General features: G+C 74.3%; 20 protein-coding genes. 16 read left to right on the forward strand and 4 right to left on the reverse strand.

Features of this window, described 5'->3' with window-relative positions:
- Positions 1–27: 27 nt before the first annotated feature.
- Positions 28–1,041: a YdcF family protein gene (locus tag AC27L3_RS11830; RefSeq protein WP_487233961.1), complete on the reverse strand. Its 1,014-nt coding sequence runs from the start codon at positions 1,039–1,041 to the stop codon at positions 28–30.
- 197 nt (positions 1,042–1,238) lie between these two features.
- Between AC27L3_RS11830 and AC27L3_RS11835 the strand changes: the two genes are divergently transcribed.
- The 7 genes from AC27L3_RS11835 (at position 1,239) to AC27L3_RS11865 (ending at position 15,194) form a co-directional block, all read left to right on the forward strand.
- On the forward strand, positions 1,239–1,859 hold the full coding sequence (locus AC27L3_RS11835) for an HdeD family acid-resistance protein (protein ID WP_487233962.1): 621 nt from the start codon (positions 1,239–1,241) through the stop codon (positions 1,857–1,859).
- 202 nt (positions 1,860–2,061) lie between these two features.
- Positions 2,062–2,682 (forward strand): hypothetical protein, encoded by a 621-nt coding sequence (locus tag AC27L3_RS11840; RefSeq protein ID WP_487233963.1) that lies wholly within the window; start codon positions 2,062–2,064, stop codon positions 2,680–2,682.
- Positions 2,679–4,625, forward strand: coding sequence for a GMC oxidoreductase (locus AC27L3_RS11845; protein ID WP_487233964.1), 1,947 nt, complete (start codon positions 2,679–2,681; stop codon positions 4,623–4,625). The genes AC27L3_RS11840 and AC27L3_RS11845 overlap by 4 nt, the downstream gene beginning before the upstream one ends.
- Entirely contained in the window at positions 4,622–5,818 is a 1,197-nt protein-coding gene (locus tag AC27L3_RS11850) for a ferritin-like domain-containing protein (RefSeq protein ID WP_487233965.1), read from the forward strand. Before AC27L3_RS11845 ends, AC27L3_RS11850 begins: the two co-directional genes overlap by 4 nt.
- A gap of 102 nt (positions 5,819–5,920) precedes the next feature.
- On the forward strand, positions 5,921–6,685 hold the full coding sequence (locus tag AC27L3_RS11855; RefSeq protein WP_487233966.1) for a trypsin-like serine peptidase: 765 nt from the start codon (positions 5,921–5,923) through the stop codon (positions 6,683–6,685).
- 128 nt (positions 6,686–6,813) lie between these two features.
- A complete protein-coding gene (locus AC27L3_RS11860) occupies positions 6,814–10,350 on the forward strand; it encodes a right-handed parallel beta-helix repeat-containing protein (protein ID WP_487233967.1) in 3,537 nt (1,178 codons plus the stop codon).
- Complete coding sequence (locus AC27L3_RS11865) at positions 10,347–15,194, forward strand: CHAT domain-containing protein (protein WP_487233968.1); 4,848 nt, start codon at positions 10,347–10,349, stop codon at positions 15,192–15,194. Before AC27L3_RS11860 ends, AC27L3_RS11865 begins: the two co-directional genes overlap by 4 nt.
- A 16-nt stretch (positions 15,195–15,210) precedes the next feature.
- Here AC27L3_RS11865 and AC27L3_RS11870 read toward each other — a convergent pair whose 3' ends face one another.
- The 3 genes from AC27L3_RS11870 to AC27L3_RS11880 form a co-directional block, all read right to left on the reverse strand.
- Entirely contained in the window at positions 15,211–15,420 is a 210-nt protein-coding gene (locus AC27L3_RS11870) for a hypothetical protein (RefSeq protein WP_487233969.1), read from the reverse strand.
- The gene (locus tag AC27L3_RS11875; protein ID WP_487233970.1) at positions 15,404–16,066 is read right to left on the reverse strand and encodes a DUF6338 family protein; all 663 of its coding nucleotides are present in this window, start codon (positions 16,064–16,066) and stop codon (positions 15,404–15,406) included. Before AC27L3_RS11875 ends, AC27L3_RS11870 begins: the two co-directional genes overlap by 17 nt.
- A gap of 84 nt (positions 16,067–16,150) precedes the next feature.
- Positions 16,151–17,206: an AI-2E family transporter gene (locus AC27L3_RS11880; RefSeq protein WP_487233971.1), complete on the reverse strand. Its 1,056-nt coding sequence runs from the start codon at positions 17,204–17,206 to the stop codon at positions 16,151–16,153.
- A 272-nt stretch (positions 17,207–17,478) separates the two neighbouring features.
- On the opposite strand from AC27L3_RS11880, the gene AC27L3_RS11885 reads away from it, so the two are divergent.
- The 9 genes from AC27L3_RS11885 (at position 17,479) to AC27L3_RS11925 (ending at position 26,520) form a co-directional block, all read left to right on the forward strand.
- Positions 17,479–18,894, forward strand: coding sequence for an MFS transporter (locus tag AC27L3_RS11885; protein WP_487233972.1), 1,416 nt, complete (start codon positions 17,479–17,481; stop codon positions 18,892–18,894).
- Entirely contained in the window at positions 18,891–19,424 is a 534-nt protein-coding gene (locus AC27L3_RS11890; protein ID WP_487233973.1) for a MarR family winged helix-turn-helix transcriptional regulator, read from the forward strand. The genes AC27L3_RS11885 and AC27L3_RS11890 overlap by 4 nt, the downstream gene beginning before the upstream one ends.
- An 83-nt stretch (positions 19,425–19,507) precedes the next feature.
- The gene (locus AC27L3_RS11895; RefSeq protein WP_487233974.1) at positions 19,508–19,996 is read left to right on the forward strand and encodes a glutathione peroxidase; all 489 of its coding nucleotides are present in this window, start codon (positions 19,508–19,510) and stop codon (positions 19,994–19,996) included.
- Between the two features lie 139 nt (positions 19,997–20,135).
- Entirely contained in the window at positions 20,136–20,336 is a 201-nt protein-coding gene (locus AC27L3_RS11900) for an SCO3870 family protein (protein ID WP_487233975.1), read from the forward strand.
- A 165-nt stretch (positions 20,337–20,501) separates the two neighbouring features.
- Positions 20,502–22,733 (forward strand): hypothetical protein, encoded by a 2,232-nt coding sequence (locus tag AC27L3_RS11905; RefSeq protein WP_487233976.1) that lies wholly within the window; start codon positions 20,502–20,504, stop codon positions 22,731–22,733.
- Positions 22,730–23,188: a hypothetical protein gene (locus AC27L3_RS11910; RefSeq protein WP_487233977.1), complete on the forward strand. Its 459-nt coding sequence runs from the start codon at positions 22,730–22,732 to the stop codon at positions 23,186–23,188. The genes AC27L3_RS11905 and AC27L3_RS11910 overlap by 4 nt, the downstream gene beginning before the upstream one ends.
- Before the next feature lie 98 nt (positions 23,189–23,286).
- Positions 23,287–24,681 carry a PrsW family glutamic-type intramembrane protease gene (locus AC27L3_RS11915; RefSeq protein WP_487233978.1) on the forward strand — a complete coding sequence of 465 codons (1,395 nt, stop codon included), beginning with the start codon at positions 23,287–23,289 and terminating at the stop codon, positions 24,679–24,681.
- Positions 24,678–25,016, forward strand: coding sequence for a hypothetical protein (locus AC27L3_RS11920; RefSeq protein ID WP_487233979.1), 339 nt, complete (start codon positions 24,678–24,680; stop codon positions 25,014–25,016). The genes AC27L3_RS11915 and AC27L3_RS11920 overlap by 4 nt, the downstream gene beginning before the upstream one ends.
- A gap of 220 nt (positions 25,017–25,236) precedes the next feature.
- The gene (locus AC27L3_RS11925) at positions 25,237–26,520 is read left to right on the forward strand and encodes a cytochrome P450 (protein ID WP_487233980.1); all 1,284 of its coding nucleotides are present in this window, start codon (positions 25,237–25,239) and stop codon (positions 26,518–26,520) included.
- Positions 26,521–26,524 lie beyond the last annotated feature (4 nt).

The following is a 26,524-nucleotide window of genomic DNA, read 5'->3' on the forward strand; positions in this document are numbered from 1 at the left end:
GCCCGGGTGGCGACGACTGCCGGACGGTCACAGGAAGCACCAGGCCAGCACGCCGGGGAGGGCGAGCAGGCCGCAGATCGGGAAGTTGACCGTTTTGTGGTCGAGGAAGACGGCCACGAACTCGCGGATCGTCGCGCTCGGCCAGAAGTACGCGGCCGTCGGCGAGCCCACGACCTGCCCGTTGACGCCCGCCTTGCGCGCGGTCAGGGCCGCGCGGAAGGCGTGGAAGTTGTTGGTGACGATCACGCACGAGTAGCCGGGCCGGGCCGCCGACATGATCGCCGCGCTGTAGGTGAGGTTCTCCTCGGTGGTGCGCGAGGCGTCCTCCCGCAGGATGTGCTCCGCGGGCACGCCGCGCTCGACGAGGTGGTCGGCCATGGCGTGCGCCTCGGGCAGGTCCTCGTCCGGGCCCCGGCCGCCGGAGGTGACGATCACGGGCGGTCTGCCGCGGGCGGCCTGCGCCGCGTACAGCTGCCGCCCGCGCTCCAGCCGGCTCGCCAGCAGCGGCGGCACCCGGTTGCCGCCGACCAGGCCGGAGCCCAGTACCACCACGAAGTCGACACTGCGGCGCGGGCGCAGCCAGCCGTAGACGAAGGCATAGGTGATGAAGCAGAAGAAGAGGAACGCGATGTAGCCGGTTATCAGCAGCAGGGTGCCGGTGACGATCGTCAGCTGGCGGGAGCGGCTGACGGCGGAGGCGATCGTGAGGCCCATCAGGCCGACGATGACGAGACCGGTGAGGAAGGACAGCAGGTTCGCCGGGCTCCGCCCCTCCTTGCGGATCATCTTGACGCCGTTGGCCAGCAGGAACACCGGCAGGATCAGGGCACCGAGGACGGGGATCAGCAAGGCGGCCGCGGCGAGCCACTCCAGGGCGTGATGGCCGTGGCCGCCGCTGCGACCGGCCACCCACACCAGGCCGAGCAGCAGGCAGGTACAGGCGAGCCCGAGGTGGACGGCGTTGCTGAAACGACGCCGGTCGCGCAGGACACCGATGCCGAAGAGCAACAGGAAGAAGGCGGCGGGAGCGTAGGCGAGCACGCCTGCATGGTACGGGAATTGACGGTGCGTCGGGACGGGTCGGACTTACGTCGACTTAAGCGGAAAGCCGCCTGTTCGGTCCTCGTGTTGTCGGCCCGCGGCATGTGTGCCAGCCTGAAAGGAGGAAGATCGGCGGGGGAGCAGCGCAGGCGAGTGCCGGCCGGGTGCCGGCGCAGGCAAGTGCAGGGAGCAGTGCCATGACGTCTTCCTTCCACGACCTCCACGGCCCGGGGCTCCACGGGCAGGGGGACCCCTACGGAGGCCTCGGGGGCCTGGCGCACGCCGGCTGGCAGGCGCTGCTGGGTGCGGGCATCGCCTCGACGGCCCTGGGGGCCGTCGTCCTGGCCTGGCCCCAGGCATCGCTGCTGGTCGTGGGGGTCCTCTTCGGCCTGTACCTGCTGGTGATCGGTGCCCTGCAGCTGGCGGGCGCCTTCGCCGCACACATCCCCGGCGCCCTGCGCGTCCTGGGGTTCGTCAGCGGTGGGCTGTGCGTCCTGCTGGGGCTGGTGTGCTTCCGCGGGCCTGCGCAGTCGATCCTCCTGCTGGCCCTGTGGATCGGCTTCGGCTGGCTGCTGCGCGGGGTGATGCTGGCCGGAGTCGCCCTGTCGGTCAAGGAGTTGCCGGCCCGGGGTTGGCAGTTGTTCGTCGGCTTCCTCAACATCGCCGCCGGCATCCTGATGATCGACCTGCCCTTCCACTCCATCGCCGTCCTGACGGTGGTGACGGGGATCTTCCTGGTGGTGATGGGCGTGTTCGAGGTGTTCCACGCCGTCCGGTTGCGCAGCCATGTCAGGAAGGCCGCGAGCCCGGTCGGCTAGTTCGCGGCCATGCCCATTGAGGCCAAGGCCAGGCCGGTCGCCCGGTAGGCCCTGAAGGTCAGGTCGGTCGCCCGGTAGGGGCCTGGCCGAAAACGTGCCCCCGGCATTCACTCGTTGGTGGTGGCCGGGGTCGGGCGGCCTCCTGCGTGGGCAGGGTCGGACGGGGCCCGGGTGGCGGGGTCCGGCGAGGGGGGGCAGGGCCATGAGCGATCCCGCGGTGCCGGCGGACGTGCAGGACTTCGTGGAGTTGTGCGTGCCGCTCACCGGCTTCACCGCCTTCGACCTGTACGCGACCGACATGGCGGGGGCGTATTTGGACACCGCGCGCCGGCAGGTGGGCCCGGAGCACTTCGAGGAGTTCCGGATCGCGTGGAAACAGGCGGCAGCCGAGGGCCGCGGGCCGGGCGACCTGACGCCCACGCACCGGGAGGTGGCCCGCGCGCTGGTCTACCTCTGGTACACCGGTGCCTGGCCCCGGCTGGCCCCCGCGGCCCATGCCGCCCTGCGGCGCGAGGTGGCGAACACGGAGTTCGTCGTGGCCCCCGAGGCCTACGCGGAGGGGCTGGTGTGGCGGACGTTCCACGGCCACCCCGCGGGCGCCAAACCGCCCGGCTTCGGCACCTGGTCGATCCGCCCGCCCGCACCGCCCGGGCTGCCGGAGCTGCGCGCCGCACTCGGCCTGCCCACCGGTCCGGACGCCGAGGCGGCAACCGAGGACCTCCCCGCCCACCTGCTGCCCGGCTTCCGCGCCGGGCGGCACGTCGCGCCGTCCGAGGTCCCCGTGGCCACCGCCCCCGGCACCGGCGGGCAGGCGCGGGCATGACGCGGTACGTCACCGCCCCCGCCGCGGTCCGCCGCCGCTACGACGTCGTCATCGTCGGCGCCGGCTGGGCCGGCAGCGCGCTCGCCCAGCGGCTCGGCGGGAAGGGCTGGGACGTCCTCGTCCTGGAGGCCGGCAACGGCGGCACGGACACCTGGCCCGGCTTCCTGGACACGCTCGCCACCTTCCACTCCGCCGTCGCGAAGGTCTCCAACTCCGCCTACCGGCCCAACACCGCCGCGCCCTCCCCCGACGTCCTGGACCTGGCACCGGTGCACAACCCGCGCCCCGGGCAGCCGGAGTTCACCGCCGGCGGCTACTTCGTCCAGAACGGCCCGCTGCCCTACGGCACCGACTACCTGCGCGCCCTCGGCGGCACCGCCATGCACTGGCTGGGCGCCGTCCCCCGCATGCGCGACGAGGACTTCGAGACCCGCACGCGCTACGGGTACGGACGGAACTGGCCCCTCGGCGCCGCGGAGCTCCAGCCCTGGTACGCCGAGGCCGAACGGCTCCTGGGCGTCGCCGGGAACGGGCCGGAGCAGTACGACCTCGGGGTCGTGCACGATCCCGGCCACGAGTACCCGATGCAGGAGATCCCGCGCAGCTACATCGACCACTACTGCAAGGGGGCGGTGGAGGGCGAGACCATCACCGACCCGGTGGCCGGGCAGGACTACAAGCTGACCCTCTACGGCCTGCCGCAGGCCCGCAACTCCACGCCCAACCCCCGCTACCGCCACGATCCCGCCTTCCGCGTCCAGGGCGCGGTCGGCCTGCCGAACTTCGGCGAGCGCTGCGTCGGCAACGCCAGCTGCGTGCCGATCTGCCCCGTCCAGGCCAAGTCCCTGCCCCTGCGCCTGCAGGCGGCCTTCCCGCCCTCCGTCACCGTGGCGAACCGCTGCGTGGTCACCCGCGTGCACAGGGCGGGCGAGCGCGGCGTGCGGGGGGTGGAGTACCGCACGTACACCGATCCGGCCTCGCCGGCCGGCCGGTCCTGCGTCGTCGACGCCGACGTGGTGGTGCTCGCCGCCCATGCCGTCGAGAACGCCCGGCTGCTGCTCTGCTCGGAGCTGGCCAACGGAAGCGACCAGGTGGGCCGCAACCTGATGGACCACCCCACCGTGCTCGCCTGGGCCCTCGGGGCGCGGAGCAGGGGGCCGGTCGGGCCGTTCCGCGGGCCCGGGCACACCTCCGGCTGGGAGGCGTTCCGCTTCGGTGCCGGACGCCGCCGCCGGGCTCCCTTCCGCATCGAGATCGGCAACTGGGGCTGGGGCTGGGCCACGGGAGCGCCGATGAGCAACGTCGCCACCGCCGTGGGGCTCGGCGGCGACGAGCGCGGCGAGGTGCGCCCGGGCGGCGTCTTCGGCCCGGAGCTGCGCCGGCTGCTGGGCTGCTCCATCGGCCGCCAACTGCAACTGCAGTTCGCCGTGGAACAGTCCGCCGACCCCGGCAACCGGGTCACCATCGACGCCCGCCACCGCGACGCCATGGGAAACCCGCGTCCCGTCCTCACCTACGACCTCGACCGGCACGTACGTGACGGCGCACTGGCCGCCCGGGCGGTGGCCCGGGAGATCTTCCGCCGCATGGGAGCCGACGACCACACCGACCACGCGCCGCGCAACGGCGTCCCGCCGCTCGGCCACTTCGTCCACGAAGGCGTGCACCTGGCCTACAGCGGGGCCGGCCACGGCGCCGGCACCCACATCATGGGCGACGACCCCGCGACCTCCGTGGTCGACGCCGACCAGAAGACCCACGAGCTCGACAACCTCTACGCCGTCGGCTGCGGCAGCATGCCCTCCATCGGCACCAGCAACCCCACGCTCACCATGATGGCCCTGGCGCTGCGCAGTGCCGAGCGGATCCACGACCGCCTGGCCGCCGGCCGGCGCCCGGTCGTCGTGCGCTCCACCGGCACGGCGGGGGAGGCGACGACGTGATCACCGCGACGGCACTGCACGACGAGGGCTTCCACATCCCGCGGGACCTCGGCGAACTGCGCACCTTCCTCCAGGCCGCCATGGAAGTCGAACATCTGACCATCCCGGTCTACATGACCGGGCTGTACACCATCCGCCCCGGCACCAACCGCACCGCGTACTTTGCCATCCGCAGCGTCCTGGTGGAGGAGATGCTGCACATGACGCTGGCCGCCAACCTCCTCAACGCGGTCGGCGGCCGGCCCCGGGTGGGCCGGCCGGAGTTCGTCGGCCGGTACCCGGCCCGGCTCCCCTTCAGCGACGACGACGTGCCCCCGGTGTCCTTGCAGCACTTCTCGCCCGGGGCACTGCGAACGTTCCTGCGCATCGAACAGCCCCGCTCGCTGACGCCCCCGCCGCAGGAGGGCGCCGGCTGGACGTCCATCGGCCAGTTCTACGACGCGCTGCGCCGGGGCCTGCTGCGGATCGTGGAGCGGGAAGGCGAAGCCGCGGTCTTCCCCCGCGGCCGCGAGCACCTCCAGGTCGGCCCGGAGGACTTCTACAACTCCGGCGGCGAGGTCTTCGCCGTCCACGACACCGCCTCCGCCCTGCTGGCCCTGCGCGTCGTCAGCGAGCAGGGCGAGGGCGTGGGCGACACCATCTGGGACAGCAACGACCTGATCTTCCGGGAGGAGCGGACGCTCGCCCACTACTTCCGCTTCCACGAGATCTTCTCCGGCCGCAGCTACGGCCCGCACGACCGGCCCAAGGACCCGCCCAGCGGACCGCTCGTCGACGTCGGCTGGCAGGACGCCCACCCCATCCACGGCGACTCGACGATCGCCGGCTACGAGCGCTTCGCCGCGACCAGCGAGGTCCACGCGCGGGCCGTGGAGTTCAACTGCCGGTACGCCGCCCTGCTCACCTGCCTGGACCGGGCGTTCAACGGCAGACCCCGCGCCATGGCCCTGGCCGTGCCCCTCATGCTGGAGCTGCGCGACCGGGCCGGACAGCTCCACCACAACCCCCACCCCGACCCGGCCCTGGCGCGGCTCGGCATCTTCGCGAGCCCCACCTTCGAGCTCGGCGCCCCCGAGTTCGAGGTTGCCGCCGCAGCGGTCGACAAGGACATCGCCCTGGCCGGACTGCGGGCCGGCGAGCCCGTGGACCTGTCCGCCCTGACCCCCGCCACCCCCGGCGAGCCGCTTCCCTGACCACCGGGGCCGGCCGCAGCGCCCGCCCCGGGGAGCCGGGATTTCCGGCCAACCAGGACCTCGGCGTTCTCAGGCCCGCACCCCCGGCGCCAGAATCCGGGCATGAGAAGACTCGTGAGAGTGTGCGCCGCAGCAGCCCTCCTGGCCGGGGCGCTGCAGGCGGCTCCCGCTGCCGCTGCCGCGGCCGACGCCACGGCGGTCACCGCCGGCCCCAGCCTGCGCATGGGACGGCTCTACATGCACACGCCCAGGGGCCTGGAGGCCTGTACGGCCACCCTGGTGGCAAGTCCGCGGCACAACGTGGTCGTCACGGCGGCCCACTGCCTGCACTCGGGACGCGGCGGTGCGTACTACACGGGCTTCCAGTTCATCCCCGGGTACCAGAAGGGCAAGCCGGCCCCGCTCGGGGTGTTCGACGGTGAGAGACCCCTGGTCAACAATGCCTACGCGGCCAAGGAGGGCGGGGACGGCGAGCACGACTACGGGTTCCTCGTCCTGAAGGCCGACAAGGAGGGGAAGCAGGCCGGGGAACTGGCCGGCGAGAACCCCATCGCCTTCGGGCAGCCCGTCATCGCCTCCCGGACGGTATGGGCCTACCTGCTCAACGACAGGACTGCCGAGTGCTTCGGGCAGACGGAGGCGTACCTCTTCCCCTTCGACAGCCGGGTGAAGATCAACTGTAAGTTCGAGCCCACCACCAGCGGCGGACCCTGGTACGCCGACTACAACGCCAGCACGCAACAGGGCACCGTCAACGGCGTCATCAGCGGCCCGGTACCCCAGCACGAGAACGAAGCCGCCGTCCTCTCCCCCTACTTCGGCATCTACGCCCAGTCGCTCTACCAGCAGGCGCAGGCCGCATCGTGACCGGCGGCGCGGCCGGCGCGCCCTCGCCCTGAGCCCACTTGAGCCCCTGGCGTTTCCCCGCAGGCAACCGCACAATCGAGCAGCGCGACGCGGCGCGGTGCGGGAACATGGCACGGGGGTGGAGTGTCATGGCGCGGACGGTGGGGGCCACGGGCGGCGAGATACGGATCGGGCGCGCGCGGGCGCATCGCGCCGGGCCGGCGCTGTTCGCGGTGCCGTCGGCCGTTGCCCTGGCGGCGAGTTGCCGGCTCCTCGCCGTCACCGTCGACCACGGCCCCGCCCTGTGGCGGGCGTACGCCACGGCGGCCGTGGCCGTGTGGGCGGTGGTCCTCGCGTGGCTGCTGTGGGAGGTGTGCGCCCCCGCGGACCTGACGGCGGCCGCCGACGGCCTCGCGCTGCGGGGCGGCCTGCGGCGCGTGCACCTGCCCTGGGAGGCCATCGACAGCGTGTTCCTGGCGCCCCTGCCGCGTATCGTGCCGAACGCGGCGGCAGCGGCCTTCCAAGGGCTGCTCGTGGTCCGTCCGCGCGACGGCTGCCCGCCGGGGGTCACGGACCGGGGCCGGCTGCGGTGGTCGGCGGCCTGGCAGGGCGTCGTGTTCGACCTGCGGCCCCTGGACGCACAGCGCACCCGCCTGGACCAGGTCCTCGCCCCCCGCCTGCAGGAGCGCTGGCACGGCGCCGCCGCGCTGCCCAGCGACCGTACGGGCGCGGTGGACGTGCCGGGGGAGCTGCTGCCGGTGCACGCCCGCGCCGTGCTGCTCCTGCGGGCGCCGTTCGCCGCGGCCGGCGTCCTGGCCCTGGGGGCCGCCTCGCCCGGCCACGGGCTCGGCTTCTGGCCGGTGGCCGCCACCATGGCGGCCTGGGCGGTGGTCTGCTGGCGCAGCGGCTCCCGGCTCGCCGGGCGGCTGGCCCGCGAATGCCGCCTGCACATCGACGCCCAGGGCCTGCGTGCGAGCGTCGCCGGCGCCGAACGGCTCCTGCCGCGCGCCGCCGTGCACACCGCCGAGGTCACCACGGCACCGGCCGGCAGCACCGTCGTCGTCCGCCTCGCGCCCGGTGCCCGGCCGCCCGCCGCGCTGCCCCGCCACCGCTTCCCCCACCACGAGGCCCGGCGGACGGCCGAGCTGTTTCCGCTGCTCTCGAGGCGCCACGGGCACCGGCATGGTCTGGCCGCCTTCCCCGGGCAGCTCTCCCGCGCGCTGGCCGACCTCGGATACGCCGAGCCGCCCGCGCAGCCGGTGCCGGCCGGGCCGCCCGCGGCGGGGGAGCCGGTGACGCTGCGCGTGGCCGCCGGACCCGGCTCCGCCCACCCCACCATCGCCTCGGCCCTGCGGGCGGCGCCGGCCGGACGGCCGTTACAGGTGCTCATCGAGCCCGGCCACTACGAGGAGGCCCTGGAGCTGTCCGGGACGGTCGAACTGCGCGCGGCCCGGGGGCAGGGCACGGTCGTCGTCGAGGCGGCGGCGGACGCGGTCGCCGACTGCACCGGCCACGTCACGCTCGACGCGCTGCGGATCACCGGCCGCGGCCCGGCCGCCGTACGCATCGCGGGACAGGGCCGCCTGGAGGCGCGGCACTGCACGATCGAGGGGACGGGCGAGTACGCCGTCCAGGCGCTGCGCGGCGCGGAAGTGACGCTGCAGGAGTGCGAGGTGCGGACGGGCCGCACGGAGCTGGCCGGGGCACAAGGCACCCTGCGCGGCAGCCGCTTCCTCGCCGCCAGGAGCGAAGCGGTCCTCGTCACCGGCGGCGCCGACGCCCGCATCACCGGCTGCACCGTCGAGGACGCCCGCGGCCACGGCATCCAGATCTCCGGTGCGACGGCCCGCATCGAGGACTGCGAGCTGCGCGGCACCGGCCGGGCGTCCCTTGCCGTGGGCGACCACGCCCGGGCCGACATCGTCGGCTGCCGGGTACACGCGGCGCACCGTACGGGCGTCTCCTACTACGACCACGCGCGCGGCACCCTGCGCGACACCACCGTCCACGGGGCCCAGGACGGCGTGTTCATCGCCCGGGGAGCCGACCCCGTCGTCCAGGGATGCCGCATCGAGGACTGCCGGCGCACCGGGATCAGCGTGGAGGAACAGGGGCTCGGACGCCTTGAGGACTGCACCGTGCGCACCGCGGGGGAGACCGGCATCGCCGTCCTGAGCGGTGGCGCTCCCCAGGTCCACGGCTGCCGGGTCACAGGCGGCCGCAATGGAGTGGTGGTGCGCGAGGCCCGCGGCACCTTCACCGGTCTGCAGGTCCGCGACCAGACCGCCAATGCCGTGCTCGTGCGGGACGAAGCGTCCGTGCGGCTGCGCGACGTGCGCCTGGAGTCGTGCGAGAGCGGTCTGTTCGCCCGGGGCGAGGGCGTCACCGTCGAGCTCGCCGACGCGACCGTCACGGACATGGCCAGCTCCGGCGTCGCCCTGCAGGACAGCGCGCGGGCGACCGTGGAGCGGGCCGTACTGCTGCGCACGGCCCTGTTCGGCTTCAACTGCCGCGGCGACAGCCACCTGACGGCCCGGGAGTGCACGGTCGACGAGGCCGGTGAGGCCGGCGTGCTGACCGTCGGGTCCGCCACCGTCGTCGCCGACCTGCTGACGGTCACCCGCTCGCGGGACTGCAGTGTCCTGGCCCGCGACAACAGCCGACTGGAGATCACGCGCGCCCGGCTGCGCGACGGCGCCGGCGACGGCATCCGCCTGGACCCCTCGGTGTTCGGGCGGTTCGCGGACTGCGAGGTGACCGGGTGCGCGGGCGAGGCCGTCGCGGGCAACGACCGGGTGGTGATGGACGACGTGCGCACCGGGGCCACGGCCGAGGACGCCCGGCAGCCGGAGGCCGGTCCGCTCGCCGAACTGCAGGGCATGATCGGCCTGGCGGCGGCCAAGCGGCAGGTCGCCGTGCAGACCGATCTGATCCGGCTCGCCCGCTGGCGCGCCGACGCAGGGCTGCCGGACCCGCCCATGTCCCACCACCTGGTCTTCTCCGGCCCGCCCGGCACCGGCAAGACCACCGTCGCCCGGCTCTACGGGCAGATCCTCGCCGCGCTGGGAGCGCTGAAGAAGGGGCACCTCGTCGAAGTCGCGCGGGGCGATTTGGTGGGGGAGTACCTCGGGCACACGGCGCAGAAGACCCAGAGGGTCTTCGCCCGGGCCCGCGGCGGCGTGCTGTTCATCGACGAGGCCTACAGCCTGGCCCGCCGGTTCGGCGCCGGCACGGACCTGGGGCAGGAGGCCATCGACGTCCTGACCAAGCTGATGGAGGACCACCGCGACGACGTCGTGGTGATCGCGGCGGGCTACACCGAGGAGATGCACACCTTCCTGGAGTCGAACCCGGGCCTGCGCTCGCGCTTCTCGCGCGTGCTGGAGTTCGGTGCCTACGAGCCCGCCGAACTGACCGAGATCGTCAGTCGGCAGGCCGGCAAACACGCCTTCCGCCTGGCACCCGACGTCGGCCCCCTGCTCACCGAGCGCTTCGAGCGCCGGCGCCTGCGCGGCGACGCCGCCAACGCCCGGGACGCGCGCACCCTCCTGGAGGCCATGGTCGAGCGCCAGGCCGCCCGCCTCGCCGGCCGGACCACGCCCACCCGCGAGGAGCTCGTCCTGCTGCTCGCCAAGGACATCCCCGACGCCACCGGAACGTCCTACGGCGAAGGGACGATCCGGTGACCGCGGACGAGGCGGCCGAGCTCATCCTGCAGCAGGCACAGCGGGCCGACGCCGACCCCGGCGCCCTGCCCTGGTTCCTCGGACCGGAGGCCGCCGCCGCTGCCGCCGCCGTCCGCGCCGAAGTCCTGCTGCCCGACGGCGGCTTCGACGCGAAGGGCTTTCACGCGCTCGCCTTCGCCGAGTGGTTCCGCTACCTCGCCAGTGGCGGCACCGACCGGGCGGCCCTCGGCGCGGCCGTGCTCGCCTTCACCGACCTGACGGGCCACGGCCTCGTCCTGCCCCCCGTCCTGCAGACGCTCTGCGCGACGGTCGCCGCCCTTCCCGAAGGGGCCGGCACCGAGCCCGCCCACGCCTACGAGGCGGGCGTCGGCGCCCTGGCGCTGTACCAGCAGGCCCGCCACCCCGCCGCCCTGGCCGCCGCCGAGCGGCTGCTGCGGCACGCACGCGCCGGCTTCCCGCCCGGCAGCGTGGAAGCCGGAACCTGCCTGTCCGACCTCGCCCTGGTGTTCCTCTACGGCCACGCGGCCGGTGCCGGGCCCCAGGCGCTCGCCGAAGGGACGCAGCTCGCCCGCGCCGCCCTGGCGGCCGCCCCCGGCGACCGCGACGAACAGGCCCGCAGACACGGCAACCTCGGCTTCGCCCTCAAACTCGCCGCCGAGGCGACCGGCGAGGCCGGCGCCCTGCACGAGAGCGCCGGCGAACTGCGGCAGGCCGTGCGGCTGAGCACCCCGCAGGACCCCCACCGTCCGGTGCACCTCGCCTCGCTCGGCGCGGTGCTGTGGCGCACCGCCGCCGCGTCCGACGACCCGGAACTGCTGACCGAAGCCGTCGCCCTGCTGCGCCGAGCGGTCGCCGAAGCGGACCCGGCCCTGCCGCAGCGCGCGGCCCATCTGGCCGACCTGGGCATCGCGCTGATCATGCAGGCCATGCAGGACGGCGACCGCGCGGAGCTCTACGACGAGGGCATCGCGACCTGCCGCCGGGCCGCCGAGAGCGCACCCAACGCGGTCGAGCGCACCGGCTACCTCACCCAGCTCGCCCTCGCCCTCAAGGGCCGGGCCGTGCGCGCCGACGCCACCCGCTTCCTGGACGACGCACTCGCCGCCGGCCGCGACGCCGTCGAGGGCGCGCCCCCGGGACACCCGGTGCTCGCCCAGGCGCGCTTCGTCCTCGCCGGCGTCCTGCGCTCCCGGAACGTGGCGGGCGGCGACATCGCCGACATGGACGAGGCCGTCGCCCTCGCCCGCCAAGCCCTGGCGGACACACCGGCGGACGACCTGCGCCTGCGCGTCCTGCGCGGCACGCAGTTCGCCGACCTGGCCCGGCTGCGCGCGCACATGACCGAGGCCCCCGCCGACCTCGCCGAGCCCATCGCCCTGCTGCGCGACCTCGCCCGGGAGGTGCCCGAGCGCTCCGAGCAGCGGGCCGAGGTCCTGCTCCAGCTGGCCCGCTGCCTGCTGGCCTCCGGTCGCAGCACCGGCGCCGTCGCGGCAGCCGGCGAGATCGTCCCGGCCGGTGCCGACGTCGACGAGGCGATCGCCTGCTTCCGCGCGTGCCTCGCCCTGCCGTCCCCCGGCCGCGCCTTCGAGGCCCGGGCACGGTTCGCCCTCGGCCAGGCCCTCGCCGAGAGCGCCGGCCCGGGCGACGAGGCCGCCTGGCGGGAGGGGGAGGAACAGATGCGCCGGGCACTGTCCCTGCTCCCGGAGAACGACGTCCGCCGCTCCGAGTACCTGTCGGACCTCGGCGGCGCCCACGTGCGGCGCGGTGGTCTCACGGGCCGGCACGAACTGTACGGGGAGGCGGTCCGGCGCATGCGCGAGGCACTGGCCGCCGCGCCGCGCACCAGCCCCTCCGAGCGGGCCGCACGCCACTCCAACCTCGGCGCCGCCCTCGCCACGTCCGGCCGGTACGCCGGGGACGCCGGCCTGCTGGCCGAGGCCGTGGGCGAACACCGCAGGGCCGTCGCCCTGACCCCGCCGGACGACCGCTTCCGCGTCCACCGGCTGGGCAATCTGGGCGACGCCCTGCAGAGCCTCGCCGAGAACCGCTCGGATGCCGCCCTGCTCCAGGAGGCCGTCGACGTGCTGCACGAGGCGGCGAACACGGCCGGCCCGGGCACGCCCGCCCGGGCCGCCGCCCTCGGCCGCCTCGGCAAGGCCCTGCGCTCCCTCACCCGCTTCACCGGCGACCCCGAGCCCCTGCGACAGGCCCTCCGGCGGCATCGCGAGGAGATCGCCGCGCACCCCGGGCCGCCCCCGCCGAGCGCGCTGCTCGGCCTGGCCAACGCACTGATGGACCACTACCGCGAGGTGCGGGACGCCCGGGTGCGCGACGAAGCCCTGGAGCACTACCGCGCCGCCCTGGCCGCCACCTCCGCCTCGTCCGGCGAGCGGTTCGTCGTCCTCACCGGCTGGGGGCACGCCGAGTGGGACCGCGCCGCCGACACCGGCGACGAGACGCTCATGGACGCGGCCGTCGACAAGCTCCGCGAGGCCACCGCCACGGTGCCGCAGGGACACCTGGGCCGCGGCAACGTCCTGACGAACCTGGGCGTCGCCCTGATGCAACGCGCCGGGACCAGCGGTGAGCGCACCTGGCAGGCGGAGGCGGTCGCCGTGCTGCGCCGTGCCCTGCAGGAGAGCGCCCCCCAGGCATTCGACCGGGCCGGGCTCCTGAGCAACCTCGCCGAGGCGCTGCGCGGTTGGTACGAGTTCACCGGCGACGAGGCCGCCGCCGAGGAGGCCGAGGCGCTGCTGCGCGAGGCGGCGGACCACCGTGGCGGCGACCGGCGCGCCCGCGACCTGGCCATGATCAACCTCGGCGTGCTGCTGCACAGCCGGGCCCTCGGCGGTGGCGCCCTCGCCGTCCGCGCGACCGGCGAGGCACGGCGGGTCCTGGAGGACGCAGTGGCCTCGCTGGGCGAGGACCACCCCCTGCGCTCCTTCGCACTGGCCAACTTCGCGGGCGTGTGCCTGATCTCCGGGCAGCTCGCCGAGGATCACCGGGACCCCGCCACCCGGCAGATGCTGCACCGCGCGGTCACCGCAGCCCGCGAGTGCCTGGCCCTCGTCCCCGACGGCCACCCCGACCAGGCCCGTTGCCAGTGGCTCCTCGCCGCGGCCCAGGTGCGCCGGGCCGCCGCCGGCGAACGGGTGGACCTGGCCGAGGCGGCCCGCCTGGCACGGCAGTCCGCGCACAACGCGGCCTCGCCCCTGCTGACCCGCCTGCAGGCCGCCCGCACCTGGGGCGAGGCCGCCGCCAACGCCGGGCGCAGCGCCGACGCGCTCGACGGCTACGCCTACGCCGTCGGCCTGCTGCCCCGCCTCGCGCCGCGCAGCCTGACCCGCGCCGACCAGGAGGAGCGGCTGCGCGCCAGCACCGGCCTGGCCGGCGACGCCGCGGCGCTCGCCCTGCGGGCCGGCGATCCCGGCCGCGCCCTGGCCCTGCTGGAGCAGGGCAGGGGCGTGCTGCTCGCCCAGGGCCTGGACAACCGCGCCGACACCTCACGGCTGCGCGACGCGGCCCCCGGCCTCGCGGCGGAGTTCGAGCGCCTGCGCGAACAGCTGAGCACGCCGGCCGAGCGCCCCCCGGCGCTGATCACCCCGGCCGGCGCCCCGGAGCTGCCGGACGCCGCACAGCACGCCGCGGGCCTGGCCGCGGAGGCCCGACACGCCCTGGCCCGGCGCTGGGACGAACTCCTCGACCGCATCCGGCAGCTGCCCGGCTTCGAGGACTTCCTGCGCCCGCCGGCGCTGCCGCAGCTGCTCGCCGCCGCCACCGGCGGCCCGGTCGTCGTCGTCAACGTCAGCCAGTACGGCTCGCACGCCGTTCTCCTCACCGCCGGATCGGGCATCGAGGTGCTCCCGCTGCCGGAGCTCACCCCGCAGACGGCCATGATGCTCGCCGGCGCGTTCATCGGTGCCGTCGAGGACGCCTACGGCAAGGAGGGGCCGCAGCGCGCCGTCGCCGCGACGCAGATGATGAGGGGGATCCTGCGCCGGCTGTGGGACACGGTGGCCGCGCCGGTGCTCCACCGGCTCGGGCTGCGCACCGTACCGGCCGACGGCGAACCCTGGCCCCGGCTGTGGTGGTGTCCCACGGGCTGGCTGTCCTTCCTGCCGCTGCACGCGGCCGGGCACGGCGCGCCCGGCTCCGGCACCTGGGTCCTGGACCGCGCCGTCTCCTCGTACACGCCCACACTGCGCGCCCTGGCCCGGGCGCACGGCCGCGCCGGCGGCGGGGCCGGGGCGCGCCCGGAGCCGCTGGTCGTCGCCCTCGCCGAGACCCCCGGCGCGGCGCCGCTGCCGGGTGCCTCCCGCGAGGCGCAGCGCGTACGCACACTGTTCCCCGGGGCCCGCCTGCTGGAAGGCCCGGCCGCCACGGTGCAGGCGGTGGGCCGGGCCCTGCCCGCCCACCCGTGGGTCCACTTCTGCTGTCACGGCGTCAGCGAGCTGCTGAGCCCGTCGGAGAGCGGCCTGATCCTGCACGACGGCCGGCTCACCGTGGCCGCCGCGGCCGCCCAGCGGCCGCAAAGCCCCGAGCTGGCCGTGCTGTCGGCGTGCTCCACCTCCCGGGGCGGCATCGACCTGGCCGACGAAGCGGTGCAGCTGGCCTCCGCCTTCCAACTGGCCGGCTACCAGCATGTGATCGGCACCCTGTGGCCCGTCTCCGACGCCCTGTCGACCCGTCTGACCGGCGAGTTCTACGCCGCCCTCGCCGAGGATGCCGCCGCGGGCCGCGCCATCGACGCAGCCCTCGCCCTGCACCACCCCGTGCGGCGCCTGCGGGACCGCTACCCGCAGGCGCCGCACCTGTGGGCCGCGCACATCCACACCGGCGCCTGACACCGGCGCGCGTCCCTCAGCGCCGGTCCGTCTCCCCGTCGCCCCCGTCCTGACCGGCACCCGCGCCGGAGGCCGTGGTCTGCGCCGTGGCCGTGCCCGAGGGCGCCTGCGGCACGGCACCGGGTTCCGCCACGTCGTCCGTGGGCCGGTAGGTCCTGGTGTCGGAGAACTCCGCGAGGAGGTCCTCCAGGGCGCTGTCCTCGTCGCGGTCATGTCGCTGTGTCATCACGCTCACCTTCCGTCGCTTGCTCGTCCGGCGGCAGCAGCAGTTCCAGCACGTCCACGTCGGCCGCCCGTACGTACACTCCCGCCGTCCCCGGCACCCGTTCCAGGAACCGGCCGTCCGGCCCCATCCGGTACTGCGCCTGCAGGTACAGGTCGCCCTGCTGCGGGTAGGCCGAGACCGCCGACCGCGAGCCGAGCCAGCCGCCCACCCACAGCCCGCTCTTGAGCCGCACGCGCACGAAGCACGAGCCGCGGTCGCGGAAGAGGGCGTCCCAGGCGGTCGGCGTCGGCTCGTAGCGCGCCCGCGCCCGGCGCCGCCGCCAGGCGGCCGAGGCCCAGGCGGCGGCGGACGGCACGACGACGACCAGCACCAACGCGGCCAGCCCCGCCCGGCGCGGGTGGCGCAGCGCCCCGGCCAGCGGCCCCTCGCCGCTGCCCGCCAGCAGCTCCACCAGCCACGGACCCGCGGCCACCGCGTACAGGGCGTCGAGCAGGGCGCCGGCGGCGAGGGCGCGCAGCAGCCGGTTCTGCGGCTCCTGCTCCGCGGCCGAGGCGCCGCGCAGCCGTTCCCGTACGGCCTGGTGGACGACGCCGGGCAGCACCAGGACCAGCAGGATGGCCAGTTGCTCCACCGTTCCCGGAACCATCGAGCCCCCCGCCCCGTGCTGCGCCCCGCCGGCCGCACCCCGGCCCCAGCATGACGCAGGCCCGGTGTCCGCGCGACGGCCTTCTCACAGTGCGTCGATGCGGGGGAACGCGGCCTCCTCCAGCACGATGGCGATGCCGGCCGCCACGGGCAGGGCGATGAGCGCGCCCACCACGCCCAGCAGGGCGCCGCCGATCACGACGGCGACGACCGTGACGAGCGGGGGCAGGGCCAGGGCGTAGCTCATCGCCTTCGGCATGATCAGGTAGTCCTCGGCCAGCCGGAAACCGATGTAGAAGCCGGCCGTGCCGAGCGCGACGGGGAAGGACACCGACAGTGCCACCAGGCTGACCACCACGCCCCCGACGGTGGAGCCGACCACCGGCACCATGTCCAGCAGCGCGACCAGGACGCCCAGTGCCGCCGCGTACGGCACGTCCAGCACGATGCACCACAGGAAGGTGGCCAGGCCCGCGATGGCGGAGGTGACGACGTTCCCGAGCATGTAGCGCCCCACCCGCCACAGGATTTCCTCCGTCAGGCCGACCACGGTGGCGCGCCGGGTCAGGGGCACGAAGCGGTAGGCGAAGCGCTTCAACTGCGCCATGCCCGCCATGAAGTAGACGGTCAGGACGACGACCAGCACCGTCCCCGTCACCGTGCTCAGCACGACGTGGCCGGCGCCGAGCAGCCCGCCGAGGACCGCCGCGCCGCCGCCGGCGCCGATCTGCTCGCGTGCCCTGGCGATCAGGTGGTAGCGGTCCTCCAGGCGGCCGAGGGTGGAGTGGTGGTCGTGGAGCTCCTGCAGCCACTTGGGCACGGCGTCGACGAGGGCGGCGATCTCACGGGAGACCGGGGGGATGACCAGGGCGAGGAAGCCCGCGACCACGATCAGCAGGCCGAGGACGACCACGGCCACCGCCCGGCCCCGGCCGAGCCGGCGGCCGGCCAGCCACGCCACCACCGGCTCCAGGCTGATGGCCACGAACAGGGCGAGCAGGAGAAGGGTGAGCAGATCGCTGATGTGCAGGACCGTCTGCAGCGCGGTGGAGGCGAGGGTCAGGCCCAGACCGACGCCGAAGCCGGCGGTGAACCACGAGGCGGTGGGGCGTACGCGGATGCCGGGCTCCGCGTGCGGCACCCGTGGCCCGCCCCCGGGCCCGGCGTCGCCGTACGCCCCGCCGCCTCGTGGTTCACCGCCCGCGCCACCGCTTCCTGCTGTCAGCGTCCGCCACCTCTCCACCGTCCGGGCCCGGTGCACCGATACCCCCGCCGCGGCGACACGCCCCGGTGCGGCGGTCAAGACCACCTGCAGGGACGAACGTTTGGTTGTACGATTGAAATCGTTACAGAAGTACAACTACTCAGGGGCGTACACCTCGCCCGCTCCCCGCTCCCCCCGGAGGGGTCCTCGTGCCCGAGCTTTCGCGCCGCCGCCGGTTGCTGGTGCTGGCCATCTGCTGCATCAGCCTGCTGATGGTCAGCCTCGACAACACCATCCTCAACGTCGCGCTGCCGTCCATGCAGCGGGAACTGCACGCCTCCGTCTCCGGCCTGCAGTGGACCATCGACGCCTACACCCTCGTGCTGGCCTCGCTGCTGATGCTCGCCGGCTCCACAGCCGACCGGTTCGGCCGGCGGCGCGTCTTCCAGACCGGCCTCGTCCTGTTCACCGCCGGCTCCGTGCTGTGCAGCCTCGCGCCCGGCCTGCCCTGGCTGGTCGCCTTCCGCATGGTGCAGGCCGTCGGCGGCTCCATGCTCAACCCGGTCGCCATGTCCATCATCACCAACACCTTCACCGACCCCCGCGAGCGCGCCCGCGCCATAGGCGTGTGGGGCGGCGTCGTCGGCATCAGCATGGCCGCCGGACCCGTCATCGGCGGCACGCTCGTCGAGACCACCGGCTGGCGCGCCATCTTCTGGATCAACCTCCCCGTCGGCCTCGCGGCCCTCGCCCTGACCGCCCGCTACGTGCCCGAGTCCCGCGCCCCGCGGCCGCGCCGCCCCGACCCCGTCGGCCAGCTGCTGGTCATCGCCCTGCTCGGCAGCCTCACCTACGGCATCATCGAAGGCCCCGCCGACGGCTGGACCTCCGCCCCCATCCTCGGCTGCTTCGCCGTCGCGGCCGGCGCGCTCGCCGCGCTCGTCCCGTACGAGCGCCGGCGCGCCGACGCCCTGATCGAGCCGCAGCTCTTCCGCAGCGCGCCCTTCAGCGGCGCCGTCGCCATCGCGGTGTGCGCCTTCGCCGCCCTCAGCGGCTTCCTCTTCCTCAACACCCTCTACCTGCAGAACCAGCGCGGCCTGCCCGCCTTCCAGGCCGGCCTGTACATGCTGCCCATGGCCGTGATGTGCCTGGTCTTCGCCCCGCTGTCCGGCCGCCTGGTGGGAGCCCGCGGCCCGCGCCTTCCGCTGGTCCTCGCCGGCATCGCGATGACCGCGAGCGGCGTGATGTTCGCGGCCCTCGACGCGGGCTCCACCGACGCCCTGCTGCTGCCCGCCTTCGTCGTCTTCGGCATCGGCTTCGGGCTCGTCAACGCGCCCATCACCAACACCGCCGTCTCCGGCATGCCGCGCGCCCGGGCCGGGGTCGCCGCCGCCGTCGCCTCGACCAGCCGGCAGGTCGGCGCCTCCCTCGGCGTCGCCGTCATCGGCGCGGCCGCCGCCACGGGTGCGCAGCGCACCGGCTGGTGGATCATCGCCGGGTGCGGGCTCGCCGTCCTCGTCGTCGGTACGATCACCACCGGCCGCTGGGCCGCCGGGACGGCCGAGCGCTCCGCGGCCCGCCTCGCAACGTCCGAACGGAACAGGATCCCGGTGAACACGTCATGACGACCGTCCACGCGCACGGGGCGCACGACGCCCACGAGGCCGCCACAGCCCACGAGGCGCACGACGCGCACGAGGCCGAGGCCCAGCAGGCATGGAGCAACCTGCGCGCGATCGTCCTGGGCGGCAACGAACGCCGCAAGGAGGTCGTCGACGCGCTCGGCATGAGCTTCTTCCGCATCAAGGCGCTGCGCCGGATCGCCAAGGGCCCCCTCACACTGCGCCGGCTGGCCGAGGAACTGCTGACCGACCGGCCCTACACCACGCTCGTCGTCGACGACCTCGCCGGGCGCGGCCTCGTCGAACGCTCCCCGAACCCCGCCGACCGCCGCTCCAAGATCGTCTCCGTCACCCCGGCCGGCCGCGACGCGGCCCTGCGCGCCGAACGGATCCTCGGCACGCCGCCCCCCGCCCTGCTCGGCCTCCCCCCGGAGGACCTGCGCACCCTCGCGCGCATCACCGCCCGGCTGGCCGCCGGCCCGGTCGGCGAGGACCGGCCGGAGGAGGACCGCCCGAAGCCGGACGCCGGCTGACCCGGCGGCCTGTGCCGGGGGGCCCGAGGGCACACTGGGGCGCAGATGATTTGCGTGCACCCTCGGAGCAACAAGGAGCGAAGATGTCCTTCCACGACGTCGAGATCGGCGCCCTGACCGGCGGCCCCGCCGACCTGGCCCAGTACCGGGGCAAGGCCGTCCTGGTCGTCAACGTGGCCTCCCGCTGCGGGCTGACCCCCCAGTACGCGGCGCTGGAGAAACTCCATGCGCACTACGCCCCGCGCGGCTTCACCGTCCTCGGCGTGCCGTGCAACCAGTTCATGGGCCAGGAACCCGGCACCGCCGAGGAGATCGCCGCCTTCTGCTCGGCGACGTACGGCGTCACCTTCCCCCTGACGGAGAAGACCGACGTCAACGGCGAGCACCGGCACCCCCTGTACGCCGGGCTCGTCGGCACCGCCGATGCCGAGGGCCACACCGGCGACATCCGCTGGAACTTCGAGAAGTTCCTCATCGCCCCCGACGGCACGGTCACCGCCCGCTTCGGCCCCCGCACCGAGCCCGACGCCCCGGAGGTCACCGCCGCCATCGAGGCGGTCCTGCCCTCCTGACGCCGCGCCGGCCGGGGGTGCGCGCCGCGCCCCCGGCCGAAGCGGACGCGTCCCCACGGCCCGGCTCGTGCCGGGTGGTTGGCGGGTGCACGTAAGGTCGGTGAGGACCATGTCGTCCCACCCTCGGGAGGAAAACCGCATGAAGAAGCTCTTCTTCGTCGCCATGACCACCGCGCTCGCCGTTCTCGGAACCGCGCTGGTCCTCCTGGCGTTCAAGCTGCGGGCGCAGGGCTACGAGCAGTACGTCGAGCAAGTGACCTTCCTGGCGGGCACGGTGTACTTCACCGCGGGCATGACCGTGGTGACGTGGTTCCGCGCCCGCCGCACGCCCCTGGGCTGAGGCCCGCCCCCGGTTGCCCCCGGCCGCCCGGCCGGGGGCAACCGTGCACTCCACGCCAACAAGTGTGCGCTGGACGCCAACGACGCCAGGGCAGTGGCTCCGACACCATCTGTGCCGCACGACCACCGGTGATCACGCCGGTGCCGCAGGCAGGGGAGGAGCGAGATGGTGTCGACCCATGGGCGCGCCCGGGCAAGGGCCCTGGGGGCGCTCGTCCTGGTGCTGGGGGTGCTGCTCGGCGCGGCACAGCCCGGCACGGCCGCCGGCCTCGGAGCGTCCCGGCCGGCGGCGCGGGCCGGGGATCCGCGAGGGGACAAGATCGAGGACTGGCTCCACAGCGCCGTCGGCCGGCTCTCGTACCAGGAGCGGAAACGACTCGGTGTCGAGCGCGACGCCAACCGGAACCTCGCCATGGGGTTCGTGGACATCACCGGGCTGTCGGGTCTGAAACTCGAACCGCACCAAGCCGTGCTCGTGCCGGACGAGCTCAAGAAGAGCAACCCCGCGCTCTACGACGAGCTGGGCCTCAAGGACCGTCCGCACATCAAGAAGTTCGTCGTCGCCACCGCCGCCAACCGCCAGTCGAGCACGACCACCGGAGCCCACTCCGAAATCGTCGTGCTGACCAGTGAGTTGACGTACATGGGGGTCACGGACGAGTCGAGGGTCTTCGTCATGTACTCGGACCGCTCGCCCTGCGAGGACGGGCCGAATTACTGCGCCTTCACGATTCCCCGCAGCACCGACGTGTTGTACGCGGTGAAGTACAACAGCCGGGCGAAGGGAGCGCTGGAGAAGCTTCTCACCTCCGCCGCAGCCGCCGAAAGCGACGCGAAGAGGTCTCCCGAGGACATCAAGCGCAGCCAGGAGAGGGCCGAGGCCGCCCGCAAGAAGGCGGCCGAGAAAAGGGCCCGGGAGAAGGAACGGAGCATGAATCTGTTCCAGAGCCCGAAGAAGACGCAGAAGGAGAAAGCGGCGAGTCGAGGGCCGGAGGTCTGCAAGAACCAGGCCCTCGCCGCAGGCCCCGTGGCGATCGCCGGTGCCGCCCCCGCGCGGCGGACCGCGCTGCTGGCCGCGCCCTGCGGTGAGCAGGAGGGCGACGGCGCCCGCCCGGGCGGCCTGGCGCAGGCCCTGACCGAGGACCCCGGCGGCATCGACTTCTCCTCGCTCCAGCTGAGGTACCTCTCCGACCCCGGGGACGGCAGCGGACTGCAGTACTCCTTCCGGGCCCCGGACACCACGGGCGGCGACCAGAGTCCCCGTACCGGCGAGACCGCCGCGCTGCAGACCTCCGACGCCTTCTTCGTCTGGCTCGCCCTCAACCCGTCCGCGTTCTGGGTGAACCTCAACCCCAACGAGCCCCACCGCATCGTCGACGCCAAGCTCGGACGCACCGATGCCGGCCGCATCATGCTCGAAGCCGATCTGCAGATGAAGAAGAGCGTCGGGAAGCTCCTGCACCCCGACACCGAACTCGGCCGCACCTTCTGGGACCGCATCTCCGGCAGCTGCATGTCCCAGCGCGTGTGGATCCTGCCCGCTCCCGCCACCGTGCGGCAGGACGGGGACAAGCTGTACATCATCGACGCGCCCCTCGACGTCCGCATGGAGACCCAGTACCTCGCCCAGAAGGGCCAGGCGGCCGCGGCATCCTGCGCGCAGCAGGACAAGGCCGCCGAGAAGCACAACGAGGAGCTGTTCCGCAGCCTGATCCTGCCCAAGCTGAAAGAGGCGATCAACACCGGGCCCGAGTACGCCGACGTGCGGCGCGTGTATCTCGCGCGGGTCGCCGCCGAGTGGTACCGGGATATCAGCCGCACCCGGCACACCACCTACGGCGACCTCATCGACAAGGGGGACATCGACAACTGGCGGACCAAAGCGGACTGGAAACCCACCGACACGTTCGACAAGTTCGTCGAGTCGTACACCAAGGGCGAGTTCAAGGTCACCCACAACACCACCAGCGGTGACACCACCTACGTCCACACCTACACCTACGGCGGCGTCGACCTCACGCGGATCCCGTTCACGAAGGTCTCGGGCGACCGCTTCCGCAAGGAGCACGCCGCCCTGTCCCAGAACATCGACAAGTCCCTGACGTCACCCGCCACCGGGGAGGGGGACAAAGCCGTCTGGCTCGGCGCGCCCACCCCGCTGCAGGCGTCCGGGGGCGTGCCCGACGGCGGACCGTCGGCCCGGTGGACGGCGCTGCGCCTGCTGCCCGCCCTGCTGGTGCCGATCGTCGCCCTGCTGTGGTGGCGCCGCCGTCGCCTGAGCACCTCGGCCACCGCCAGCCCCTTGCGCCGCGCGGCCGCACCGCACCGCCAGAAGCAGCACCACCACCAGCACCACCAGGACCACCAGAACCGACACGACTTCCGGAGCCCGTCATGACCTCCCCCGCACAGCCGCCCGGCAGCGGCGCGCCGTTCCCGCCGCTTCCCCCGGAACCGGGGGCGGCCCCGCCGCGGCCCCGGCCCTACGTGCGGCTGATGACCGCGACCGGCGGGCTCGGCGTGGTCGCCGCGCTGATTGCCGCGGTCGTCGGCCTCACTACCGATCCGGCCTTCCCGCTGCCGAAGACGATGCCGACCATGCCGTCGCTGCCGGGCATGCCCAGCGGCCATCCCACGGGCCTGCCGACGGACATGCCCACCGACGTGCCCACCGAGCTCCCGACCGCCTTTCCGACGGACCTCCCGACCAGCTGGCCCACGAACCTCCCCACGAGCTTCCCCACCGGCTTCCCGACGCGCTTCCCCACGGCCTGGCCCACGCTTCCCCCGCCCCGGCCGCTGCCGTCGCTTCCACCCCTGCCGCCGGTGCCCCGGCCCGGAGGCACGCTGTGACGACCGCCCACGAACCGTTCGGTCCCCTCCCGCCCCTCCCCCCGGGACCGCCCCCGCTGCCGCGAACCCCGCGGCGGGCGTTGCCCGCCGCGATCGGTGTGGCCCTCGTGCTGTCGGCGGCCTTCGTCGTCGGGCAGATCCTCTTTTGGACAGCGCCCGAGATCACCTCGCCGCTGCCGTGGATGCGGGTGTTCCTGCTGCCGGAACCGGACGCCTTCAAGCTGACGCGCGCGGTCCTGTACGCCGGCTGGGCCCTCGCCGCCCTCCTCGCCGCCCTCCTCGGCGTCCTGCTGACGGCCGGTCGCCGCACGGCATCCGCCCGCCTCGTCCGTGCCCTGCAGGCCGGCATCCTGGCGGCCCTGCTGCTGCCGTTCGCCGTCATGTCGCTGGACGTCCTGCGCCGTGCCCCGCTCACGCTGCTGCTGTGCCTGCCCACCACGGGCGCCGCGCTGCTGTGCGTGCACCGGATGCAGCTCTTCCGCCGGATGCCGGTCCGGCTGCTGCTGGCCGGCTTCGCCTGGGGCATGGTCGTCGGCGCCGGCTTCGGCACCGTCATGATCACCTGGTTCACCCGGTACGCGCCGGGCTACCTGCTCGACTGGCAGCACCCGCGGGACGCGATCCGCACGCTCTACACCCTGTTCGCCCTCAACGCGGGGATCGTCGCGGAACTCGGCAAGGCCGCCGGCATCGCCGTGCTCTTCCTCCTCTTCCGGCGGCACATCGACGGAGTGGTCTCCGGTGTCGTCCTCGGCGCCGCCGTGGGACTCGGCTTCAACCTCACCGAGACCGTCGGCTTCATGAGCACGATCGAGCACGGCCAGCAGTCCGCGCAGTTCTGGATACGGCAGGTGGTCGGGCTGATGGCGGCCCACGTGGCGTTCTCCGCGGTCGCCGGCGCCGGGTTCGGCGCCGCGCGCCGGCTGCCCGGGCTGCGCGACCGGCTGCTGGTCGTGGGCGGCGGCGTGCTGGCCGCCGCCGGCGGGCACTTCGCCACGGACTCGGTGATGCCGCAGCTCGGCAAGGTGCGGGAAGAGCTGTTCGGCCACGACCAGACGCTCGGCCTGCTCCTGGGCATGCCGCTCATCACCGCCGTCACCTCCGGGCCGTTCGTCGCCCTGTACGTGGTCGTCCTGCGGCGCGGCCTGAAGGCCCAGGCCGCCGGTCTGGCCGAGGCCCTGCGGGCGGAAGCCGCATCGGGCGCCGGCGCGGTCACCGCGCCGGAGGCGGAGTTGCTGCTCGCCCCACGCCGCCGCCTCCTGCTGGAGCTGCGGGTCTGGCGCCGCGACGGCACCGCCGGGCTGCGCCACCTCCTGCGCCTGCACCAGGCGCAACTCGACCTGGCCACCCAGCGCTGGCACCGCACCGGCCCCGGTGCGGACTCCTGCATCCCCGACGAGGGGCCCCTGCGCGAGCGCGTGCTGGCGCTGAAGCACCTCCCGGCGGCCCCCGCCGGCCCCGCCCTCCCCACGGCGCAGGAGGCGCTGTCATGACACCTTCCCGATGGGCACGACCGTCCGCGCTGGCCGTCGCCACCGCCCTGCTCGTCCTCGGCGCGCCGGCGTCCGCCTCGGCGCAGTGCGCGGACCCCAACTACCGCGGCACGCGCACTTTTCCGGGCGGCAGCTGCCCCACGACGGTGGCGGAGACGGCCTCGGCGGGCGTGTGGGCCGTCCTCGTCCTGGCCGCCGCCCTCTGGCTCGCCCGCCTGCTGACCCGCTCGCGCTCCACGACGGACGCCGATCTGGCGATGCTCGACGGCGTCTTCGGCCCCGGTGAGGAGCCCGCGGCCCCCGCGCAGGACGCGCCGGTCCGCCGCCCCGAGTAGGCCGTCCGGCGTGGGGCTTTGCCCACACGTGACGTACGCCCCGCGGTCGTTCCCGGCGGCCGCGGGTCGTGCGGTGGTGTGATTGTCGGCCTGACGGCTTTCTTCCGCGCAGGCCCCGATGAGAGTCTCGGTGGGGAAATCGGGCGCCTTTGCACTGATGTGGGTGTCATGGGTGACATGGGGCACGCAAAGGCGCCGACGGGGGAAAGCGAGTCGTACGGTGTCCGAGCCGACCGGTGCCACCACCGAACCACGCACGGACGGGCAGGGGTGCCCCCTGCTGTCGTCCGCATCCATCGCCGCGACCTTCCTCGCACACGGGTCGCCGCAGCTGTATCCCGTGCTGAAGGACATGCGCGACAGCGCGCCGGTGTTCTTCAGCGAGGACCTGGGACTGTGGATCATCACGCGGTACGCGGACGTGTCCACCGCCTTGAAGGACGCCCGGCGCTTCCCGGCGTCCACACGGTCCGTCATCATGGCCAGTTACCCGCCCGCCGTGCGCGACGTGCTGCGGCGGACCGCCACGTTCACGGCGGCCAACATGGGCTTCGACGGGCCACCGGACCACGACCGGCTGCGCAGGCCCGTCGCCCAGTACTTCTCCGTCCGCGGGGCGCAGCGGCTCGAGCCGCGCATACGGCGCACCGTGCGCCGCGTCGTCGCCGGCCTGCCGGACCGGCCGCCCACCGACCTGGCCCGCGACTTCGCCCGGCCCGTCGCCGATCACGTCGTCGCCGAGCTCGCCGGCCTGCCCGCCGAGGACCACGACCTCGTCGTCCGCCACCACCGGGCGGTCGACGCCTTCTTCTTCGGCCGCCCGCCCGCCGAGCTCCAGCTGACCTACGCGCACGACGTGCTGGCGTGGGAGGAATACCTCGCCGGCATCGTCGCCCGGCGCCGCGCCCGCCCCGAGGACGACCTGATCAGCCTGCTCACCCGCAAGACCGCCGAGGGCCACGCGCGCTACTCCGACGCGGAGCTGATCAGCCTCCTGAGCTTCGACGTGGTCACCGCCGGCTTCAGGCCGACCAGCTTCGCCCTCGTGGCACTGCTGCACGCGCTGCTGACCGAGCCCGAGCGCTGGGACGGGCTGCGGCAGGACTTCGCCTCCTTCGACGCCGTCTTCCACGAGATCCTGCGGCACTCCGGACCCGCCCTCGGCGTCTTCCGCACGACGGCCGAGGACACCGAGCTGGGCGGTGTCCGCATCCCCGCCGGCGCGTCCCTGTGGCTGATGACGGCCTCCGCCAACCGCGACGAGCGCCGCTTCGCCGATCCGGACGTCCACGACCCCGGCCGCGCCCACCTGACGAGCAGTCTGCACTTCTCCCAGGGCCTGCACCGCTGCCTGGGCGCCAACCTGGCGCGCACGGTGGCGCGCGAGGCCCTCGCGGCCCTGATGCGGCACCGCCCGGGCCTGCGGCTGGTCCCCGCCCAGAGCTGGGAGTACGAACCGAGCATCAACGTCGTCGCCCCGACCCGCCTGCTCGCCACCTGGTGACCGA

This window comes from Streptomyces sp. PKA51 (genome assembly GCF_057552455.1).

Coding starts and splice junctions, on each gene's coding strand:
- AC27L3_RS11835 (WP_487233962.1), top strand. CDS start 1,239: ATGACGTCTTCCTTCCACGACCTCCACGGCCCGGGGCTCCACGGGCAG.
- AC27L3_RS11840 (WP_487233963.1), top strand. CDS start 2,062: ATGAGCGATCCCGCGGTGCCGGCGGACGTGCAGGACTTCGTGGAGTTG.
- AC27L3_RS11845 (WP_487233964.1), top strand. CDS start 2,679: ATGACGCGGTACGTCACCGCCCCCGCCGCGGTCCGCCGCCGCTACGAC.
- AC27L3_RS11855 (WP_487233966.1), top strand. CDS start 5,921: ATGAGAAGACTCGTGAGAGTGTGCGCCGCAGCAGCCCTCCTGGCCGGG.
- AC27L3_RS11860 (WP_487233967.1), top strand. CDS start 6,814: ATGGCGCGGACGGTGGGGGCCACGGGCGGCGAGATACGGATCGGGCGC.
- AC27L3_RS11870 (WP_487233969.1), bottom strand. CDS start 15,420: ATGACACAGCGACATGACCGCGACGAGGACAGCGCCCTGGAGGACCTC.
- AC27L3_RS11875 (WP_487233970.1), bottom strand. CDS start 16,066: ATGGTTCCGGGAACGGTGGAGCAACTGGCCATCCTGCTGGTCCTGGTG.
- AC27L3_RS11890 (WP_487233973.1), top strand. CDS start 18,891: ATGACGACCGTCCACGCGCACGGGGCGCACGACGCCCACGAGGCCGCC.
- AC27L3_RS11895 (WP_487233974.1), top strand. CDS start 19,508: ATGTCCTTCCACGACGTCGAGATCGGCGCCCTGACCGGCGGCCCCGCC.
- AC27L3_RS11900 (WP_487233975.1), top strand. CDS start 20,136: ATGAAGAAGCTCTTCTTCGTCGCCATGACCACCGCGCTCGCCGTTCTC.
- AC27L3_RS11905 (WP_487233976.1), top strand. CDS start 20,502: ATGGTGTCGACCCATGGGCGCGCCCGGGCAAGGGCCCTGGGGGCGCTC.
- AC27L3_RS11910 (WP_487233977.1), top strand. CDS start 22,730: ATGACCTCCCCCGCACAGCCGCCCGGCAGCGGCGCGCCGTTCCCGCCG.
- AC27L3_RS11920 (WP_487233979.1), top strand. CDS start 24,678: ATGACACCTTCCCGATGGGCACGACCGTCCGCGCTGGCCGTCGCCACC.